Annotated in this window: 8 protein-coding genes; 2 read left to right on the top strand and 6 right to left on the bottom strand. The window is 71.6% G+C overall.

Annotated features, from left to right (window positions below; all coding sequences use genetic code 11):
• The 4 genes from AC1DY2_RS12355 to AC1DY2_RS12340 form a co-directional block, all read right to left on the bottom strand.
• Positions 1-206: thiamine pyrophosphate-binding protein (locus AC1DY2_RS12355; RefSeq protein ID WP_476762697.1), on the bottom strand; the 206-nt coding region annotated here is incomplete at its 3' end.
• Between the two features lie 4 nt (positions 207-210).
• Positions 211-1,218, bottom strand: coding sequence for an agmatinase (speB, locus tag AC1DY2_RS12350; protein WP_476762696.1), 1,008 nt, complete (start codon positions 1,216-1,218; stop codon positions 211-213).
• A 188-nt stretch (positions 1,219-1,406) separates the two neighbouring features.
• A complete protein-coding gene (locus tag AC1DY2_RS12345) occupies positions 1,407-1,985 on the bottom strand; it encodes a helix-turn-helix domain-containing protein (RefSeq protein WP_309975318.1) in 579 nt (192 codons plus the stop codon).
• A 74-nt stretch (positions 1,986-2,059) separates the two neighbouring features.
• On the bottom strand, positions 2,060-2,596 hold the full coding sequence (locus tag AC1DY2_RS12340) for a YbhB/YbcL family Raf kinase inhibitor-like protein (RefSeq protein ID WP_476762695.1): 537 nt from the start codon (positions 2,594-2,596) through the stop codon (positions 2,060-2,062).
• A gap of 148 nt (positions 2,597-2,744) precedes the next feature.
• Between AC1DY2_RS12340 and trhO the strand changes: the two genes are divergently transcribed.
• The gene (gene trhO, locus AC1DY2_RS12335) at positions 2,745-3,698 is read left to right on the top strand and encodes an oxygen-dependent tRNA uridine(34) hydroxylase TrhO (protein ID WP_476762694.1); all 954 of its coding nucleotides are present in this window, start codon (positions 2,745-2,747) and stop codon (positions 3,696-3,698) included.
• Positions 3,699-3,778: 80 nt separating this feature from the next.
• Here trhO and AC1DY2_RS12330 read toward each other — a convergent pair whose 3' ends face one another.
• Positions 3,779-4,660 (bottom strand): carbon-nitrogen hydrolase family protein, encoded by an 882-nt coding sequence (locus AC1DY2_RS12330; protein ID WP_476762693.1) that lies wholly within the window; start codon positions 4,658-4,660, stop codon positions 3,779-3,781.
• Positions 4,661-4,662: 2 nt separating this feature from the next.
• A complete protein-coding gene (locus tag AC1DY2_RS12325) occupies positions 4,663-6,270 on the bottom strand; it encodes an APC family permease (RefSeq protein ID WP_476762692.1) in 1,608 nt (535 codons plus the stop codon).
• Between the two features lie 162 nt (positions 6,271-6,432).
• On the opposite strand from AC1DY2_RS12325, the gene AC1DY2_RS12320 reads away from it, so the two are divergent.
• A complete protein-coding gene (locus AC1DY2_RS12320) occupies positions 6,433-7,047 on the top strand; it encodes a TetR/AcrR family transcriptional regulator (protein ID WP_476762691.1) in 615 nt (204 codons plus the stop codon).
• The last annotated feature ends 93 nt before the right edge of the window (positions 7,048-7,140 follow it).

The raw sequence follows: 7,140 nt of genomic DNA, 5'->3' as shown, positions 1-7,140 counted from the left end.
CTGCGGCGGATGGCGTCGAACAGGCCGAGCGCGTGCTGGCCCGGGATGCCGAAGACGTGCGTGACGCCGAGCGCGGCCAGCGACTCGACGACGACGTCGCCGCCGTTGCGAACGTGGGCGCCGGGGGTCGGGGCGGCGACCGTCGGGTCGGCCGTGCGCGTCGACTCGGCCGTGCCCGTCGACTCGACCGCGCGCGCGTCGATCATCGACTCAGACAACGGATGCCTCGCGCAGGAGCTGCTCGGCCGAGGGCGTGCCGCCCGCGGCATCCGTCGCCTCGTGCCGGATCGCGAGCAGCGAGACCAGGTCGTAGGCCAGGTGCGACGCGGCGACGCCGGTGATCTCGGCGTGGTCGTAGGCCGGGGCGACCTCGACGACGTCGGCGCCGATGAGGTTGAGGCCACGGAACCCGCGGAGGATCTCGAGGAGCTCGCGGCTCGTGATGCCGCCCGCCTCGGGCGTTCCGGTGCCGGGTGCGTGCGCGGGGTCCATGACGTCGACGTCGATGGAGATGTAGAGGGGGCGGTCGCCGATGCGATCGCGGAGCTTCGCGACGACCTCGTCGACGCCCTGGCGGTAGACGTCGGCGCTCGTGACGATGCCGAAGCCGAAGCGGCGGTCGTCCTCGAGGTCCTTCTTGCCGTAGAGGGGGCCGCGGGTGCCGACGTGGCTCAGCGCCTCGGTGTCGATGATGCCCTCCTCGAATGCCCGGCGGAACGGCGTGCCGTGCGTGTACTCGGCTCCGAAGTAGGTGTCCCAGGTGTCGAGGTGCGCGTCGAAGTGCAGCAGGGCGACCGGCCCGTGCCGCTCGGCCGCGGCGCGGAGCAGCGGGAGGGCGATGGTGTGGTCACCGCCGAGGGTGACGAGGCGCGTGCCGTTCGCGGTGAGGTCGAGGGCGGCGGCCTGGATGGCGTCGATGGCCTCGCCGATGTCGAACGGGTTCGCGACGATGTCGCCCGCGTCGGCCACCTGGGCGACCTCGAACGGCGACACGTCGAGCGCGGGGTTGTACGGCCGGAGCAGGCGCGAGGCCTCACGGATGTGCGTCGGGCCGAACCGCGCGCCGGGGCGGTAGGAGACCCCGCTGTCGAACGGCACGCCGGCGACGACGATGTCGGCGTGGTCGACCTGGTCGAGTCGGGGCAGCCGCGCGAACCCCGCGGGGCCCGCGTAGCGCGGCGTCTTGGAGCTGTCGATGGGACCGATCGGCTGCGTCATCTCGCAACCTCCTTGTTGCTTGGCTTGTTGCTTCTTGTGAATCTTTTGTTGCTATAGGGGCAACTACGACTGCACACAAAATAGCCTCGATGCGCCCGCGCGTCAAGACCGCATCGAGACGGATGCCGCGGGCAGGCGGCATCCGGCATCGTCGGGCTCGTTCGCGCTCGAGTCGGCAGGGCTCGCGGTCAGGAGCTCCAGAGCGCCGGGACGAGCACCCAGATCACCTCGGCGCCGCCGTCGCCGGCGACCTGCCAGCTGTGCGGCTCGTGACCGTTGAAGGTGATGCTGTCGCCGGGGCCGAGCTCCCAGTCCTGGTCGGAGAATCGCACGACGACCGAGCCCTGCAGCACGTGCAGCACGTCGACGTCGGCGGCGACCGCGTAGAGCTCCTTGCCGCCGTGGCCGCCCGGTTCGATGACCGACCGGATCACCTGCACGCGCGACTCGGAGCGCGGCGAGAGCAGGCGCTCCTCGGTGTCGACGCCGCCGAGGTTGATGCGCGGGCCGGTGCCCGAGGGCACGAACTGCACGTCCGGCGCCTCGAACAGTGAGCCGACCGAGATGGAGAGCACCTCGCACAGGGTGATCAACGACGAGACGCTGGGCGAGGTCATGTCGCGCTCGACCCGGGAGAGGAAGCCCTTGGTCAGGCCCGTGATGCGCGCGACCTCGTCGATCGTGAGCTGCTGGGCCTGGCGGGCGGCGCGCAGGCGGGAGCCGATGGCGACACGGCGACTGTTCGGCTCCAACGGCATCGGGCGCATGATGCACACACGCTACCCGATGGGCCTCGGGGCGCCCGCCGCGCGGGCTGCGCGTGAGGCGCGTCGGGCCCGGGTCAGTCGCGCGTCGCCGTCCCCGTGAGGATGCCGCGCGCGATCGCGTGGAAGAAGCACCGGGCGCCGAGGATCGCGGGCGAGGCGTCTGCGTCGAGCTCGAGGCCCGGTACATCGAGCGCGTGCACGACGAAGAGGTAGCGGTGCACGCCCGTTCCGCGGGGCGGCGCGGCGCCGATGAACCCGCGCGAGCCCTCCTCGTTGCGCAGCACGAGTGCGCCGTCGGGCAGCGGCGGGCCGCCGGCGCTGCCCGCACCGGCCTCGAGGCTCGTCACCGACGCCGGCAGGTTCGCGAGCGACCAGTGCCACCAGCCCGATCCGCTGGGTGCATCGGGATCGAGGCACGTCACCGCGAAGCTGCGCGTCGCCGCCGGGAACCCCGACCACGACAGCTGCGGCGAGCGGTCGACGCCGCCGGCGGCCGAACTCCACTGGGGGCGGCCGAGCGGCCCGCCCTCCTCGAAGTCGGCGCTCGTCACGGTGAACGTGTCCACGGGCCGCAAGCCCTGCAGTGCCTGGTACGGGTCGACGTCGAGCATCGCGATCCTCCTCGGGAGTGGTCGTCTGCGGTCGCCGCCAGCCTATGCGGCGGGCGCGCCGGGGCGACCCCCTTGACGGGCGGGTCGGAGAGTCGGGGGTGCCGGCCGCGCTCGGCCGGCTCGCGGCATCCGACCGTATGATCTCGGGGTGGCCGTCGCCAAGATCCTCCTCTACTACGTCTTCACCCCGCTCGCCGACCCCGACGCCGTGCGCCTCTGGCAGCGCGACCTCGCCGAGTCGCTCGGGCTGCGCGGGCGCATCCTCATCTCGAAGGACGGCCTGAACGGCACGCTCGGCGGCGAGCTGCGCGCGCTCAAGCGTTACGTGCGCAAGACCCGCGACTACCCGGCGTTCAAGCACATCGACTTCAAGTGGAGCGAGGGCACAGGGCTCGACGAGGCGGGCGCGAGCCTCGACTTCCCGAAGCTCGTCGTCAAGGTGCGCGACGAGATCGTCTCGTTCGGGGCGCCCGGCGAGCTCCGCGTCGACGACGCGGGCGTGGTCGGCGGGGGCACCCGGCTGACCCCCGAGGCGCTGCACGAGCTCGTGGCCGAACGCGGCGACGACGTGGTGTTCTTCGACGGACGCAACGCGCTCGAGGCGGCGATCGGGCGCTTCCGCGGGGCCGTCGTGCCCGACGTCGAGACCACCCGCGACTTCGTGGGACTGCTCGACTCGGGCGAGTACGACGAGCTCAAGGGGCGCCCCGTCGTGACCTACTGCACCGGCGGCATCCGCTGCGAGGTGCTGTCGAGCCTGATGGCGAGCCGCGGCTTCGGCGAGGTCTACCAGCTCGAGGGCGGCATCGTGCGCTACGGCGAGCGCTACGGCGACGACGGCCTGTGGGACGGCTCGCTCTACGTCTTCGACGGGCGCGGCTCGGTCGACTTCAGCGACCACGCCGCGGTGATCGGCACCTGCACGGTGTGCGGCGCGGCCACGAACCGCACCGCCAACTGCACGGATGCCGCGTGCCGCACGCAGCTCGTCGTGTGCGCGTCGTGCGACACCGCCGCCTGCCCCGCGCACGCCGGCGCCGCGGCATCCGCCTCGCACGCGGCATCCGCCCAGCCGTACCCGGGCACCCAGCTGCCGAGATGACGCGAATCGACCTTCCGGCGCTCGGGAAGGTCGATTCGCGTCACCTCGCACGGCCGGTGGGCGGGGCTCCCGGTCGGCTGTCACGCGGGGACGGCGTCGGTCGCCCAGGCCGGGGGCTGGAAGGTCGCCCCGCCGTACATCGGGTACCGCACGAGCGCGCACTGGTCGGCGAGCTGGGTCCAGGGACGGTTCAGGCCGAACGTGCCGTGCTCCCGCACGAGTCGCACACGTTCGAGGTCGAGCACCCCGAACAGCACCTCCTCGCCCTCGCCGGCCTGCTGCATGATCGTGCCCTCGGGGTCGACGAGCACGCTCGCCCCCACGCCGGCGGGCGAGGCGCCGTTCAGGTTGACGACGAAGACCTGATTCGCGAAGGCGTTCGCACGCGACATCACGACCTCCATCTCGCGATCGCGGGTGGTGGTCAGCGTGGGCTGGATGATCACGTCGGCGCCGAGCCACGCCAGCTGCCGCGCCACCTCGGGGAAGCTGCCGTCGAAGCAGATCGCGAGCCCGACCCGGCCCTTGCCCGGGATGTCGAACGTGACGAAGTCACTGCCCGGCTCCAGCGCCTCATACGGCCGCCATGGGAAGAGCTTGCGGTAGCGGGCGACGACCTCGCCCTCGGGTGAGATCGCGACGGCGGTGTTGAAGAGCCGGCCGTCGTCGTCTCGCTCGACGAGGGATCCGGGCACGAGCCAGACGCCGAGCTCGCGGGCGAGGTCGCCGAGCCGGTCGGTGACCGGGCCGGGGATGCTCGTCGCGGCCCGCTCGTCGAACTGCGGGTCGTCGACGAGCAGTGGCCCCGGCGCCGCGAGCAGCAGCTCGGGCACGACGACCAGGTCGACGTGCGGCCGCATGGCGACCGCGGCGCGCACCTGGCCGGCGAMCCGCTGCCACGTGGCGTCGAGGTCGCGCGCGACCGCGGTGGTCTGAATGGCGGCGATGGACAGGGTGCGCACGATCAGCGCTCCTCTCGGGTGGGGTCTGCGGGGCGGGCCGGGTCGGTCTCGGCGGCGATGGGGGCTGCAACGGCGGGCGCGGCATCCGCTGGATCGGCGATCACGAAGTCGTGATCTCGAACCGTGCCGACGGGAATGACGCGTCGGGCGAAGAACTCGGGGAACGCGGGCCGGAGCAGGAGCGTGACGATGATGCCGAGCACCAGGGCGCCCACTCCGATCCAGAACACGGTGCCCACGCCGAGGACGGACTCCCCCACGTACTCGGGTCGGGCCATGTCGATCGCGCTCACGACGAACGCCACGATCATGAGCAGGGCGCCGAGCGCGGGCAGGACACCGGCGACGATGAAGGGCCTGGGCCCGCGACGCAGGTCGGGAGCGAAGTAGACGATCGCCGCGATCGCGGTGACGGCGTAGTAGGCGGCGACCATCAAGCCGATCGCGAGGATCGCGAGGCCGATGAAGTCACTCGAGACCAGCGTCAGCACGACGATCGTGGCGACGCTGAGTCCGGCCCACCAGTAGGTGGCGACGTGAGGGGTGCGGTGCACGGGATGCACCCGGCCGACGGTCGCGGGCAGCGCCCGGTAGGTGGCCATGCTGAGCCAGGTGCGGGGCGTGCTCACGGCCACCGTGAAGAGCGCCGCAAGTGCGGACAGCCCGATCGCCAGGGTGATCACTCGGCCGAAGACCTCGCCTGTGGCGAGCGGGCCGAGCACCGAGAGCACGTCGTCGACGGCGGCATCCGACGTGATCAGGTCGACCCCGCCGTAGCCGATCGCGGCGACCGAGGCGCCGCAGTAGAGCACGAGCAGGATGACCGTCGAGATGATCACGGCACGACCGGGCGTACGGGAACGCTCCGTCGTCTCCTCGTTGACGGAGATGAGCGCGTCCCAGCCCCAGTAGATGAACAGGCACAGGATGACGCCCGCGACGAGTCCGGCGGGATCGCCGACGGCCAACGGGTTGAACCAGCTGAGGCTCACCGGCCCGCCGGTCGAGGGCGCGGTGCCGGCGGCCATCGCCGAGAACGCGGCCACGCAGAATCCGCCGATCGCCACGATCTGCAGCGCGATGAGGGCGTACTGGATCCAGGCCGCGAGCTCGATCCCTCGCACGGCGACCGCGGCACTGAGCGCGATGAGGCCGATCGCGATCGCGATCGTCGCGACGGGATCGTCGGTGATGAACCCGAGTCCGACGGCGTCGAGGAGGTACACCGTGGCGACCTCGGCGAGCGCAGCCGTGGCGATGAACGTCGCGACCTGCGGCACCCATCCCCCGAAGAACCATCCCGCGAACGGGCCGAGCGCCCGCGAGATCCAGACGAAGACGCCGCCGCAGTCGGGCATGGCCCGATTCAGGTCGCGGAACGCGAACGCGGTGAAGAGGATCGGCACGAAGCCGAGCAGGAAGGCGGCCGGGGTCTGCACACCGACGGCCCCGACCACGTATCCGAGCGTGACCGCGAGGCTGTACGCCGGGGCGACGGCGGCGAGGCCGAGTGCCACGATGCGGCCGAGGCCGAGCGCGTTGCGTTGGAGGCCCTTGTCGGGTGCGCCCGCCGTGGGCAACGCCGCCGGGGCGAGAGGTGTCGGGCTCATCGAGTCTCCTTCGACTGCGAGCGTTGTCTGAACGATCTTCAGACAACTCAGTTGAATGGCATTCAAACAATCAGGCGGTCGAACGTCAAGTGTTCTCCGTACGTGATTCAGAGAACGGCGTGCGCGGGACGCCTTCGCCGCCGATCGCGGCAGAATGAACGGGTGCCCCGTCCCAACCGCAAGGCCGAGCGTCGCCTCGCCATCCTCGACGCCGCCCGTCACGTGGCCGTACGCGAAGGCGCCGAGGGCACCACGCTGCGTGCCATCGCGACCGCCGCAGACATGGAGCCGTCGGCGGTGCTCTACTACTTCACGGGGCTCAACGAGATCGTGCGCGAGCTCGTCTATGCGGCGAGCGACCGGTTCATCGACACCATCAGCCGGGCGGTCACGGAGGCAAGTACTCCGGCTCAGCGGCTCACGGCCGCCATCGAGGCCGGCAGCACCGGCGGGCTCGAGGGTGACGAGTCGCGCATCCTCTACGAGTTCTGGCCGGCCGGCCTGCGCGACGAGTCGCTCAACGACGCCGACCACGCCCTCGACCGTCGCCAGGTCGAGATCTATGTCGGAATCCTCGACGACGGCGTCGCCGACGGCGTCTTCCATCCGCGCATCCAGGTCACCGAGGTGGCCTGGGCGCTCGTCGCGCTGGAGGACGGCCTCGTGATGGACATCCTCGCGGGCACCAAGACCCACGGCGAGGTCACCGCGCTCATCCGGTCGGTCGCCGCGGCGCTGCTCGACGTGTCGCTGCCCGCGCCAGCACGCGACGCCTGACGCGGGATTCGGGCGCCCCGCGCGGGCGTCTGGCGATCGTCGGCCGTCAGCGTGGTCGGCGCGTCGTCGAGATGACGCGAATCGACCTTCCGG

Source organism: Agromyces sp. P1_H4, from assembly GCF_056405255.1.
Note: the sequence above shows the minus strand (reverse complement) of the source record. Positions and strands in the feature narration are given on the sequence as shown.

What these genes read in the sequence shown, in the direction of transcription:
- speB (WP_476762696.1), bottom strand. Translation starts at nt 1,218, where the DNA reads ATGACGCAGCCGATCGGTCCCATCGACAGCTCCAAGACGCCGCGCTAC.
- AC1DY2_RS12325 (WP_476762692.1), bottom strand. Translation starts at nt 6,270, where the DNA reads ATGAGCCCGACACCTCTCGCCCCGGCGGCGTTGCCCACGGCGGGCGCA.
- AC1DY2_RS12345 (WP_309975318.1), bottom strand. Translation starts at nt 1,985, where the DNA reads ATGCGCCCGATGCCGTTGGAGCCGAACAGTCGCCGTGTCGCCATCGGC.
- AC1DY2_RS12340 (WP_476762695.1), bottom strand. Translation starts at nt 2,596, where the DNA reads ATGCTCGACGTCGACCCGTACCAGGCACTGCAGGGCTTGCGGCCCGTG.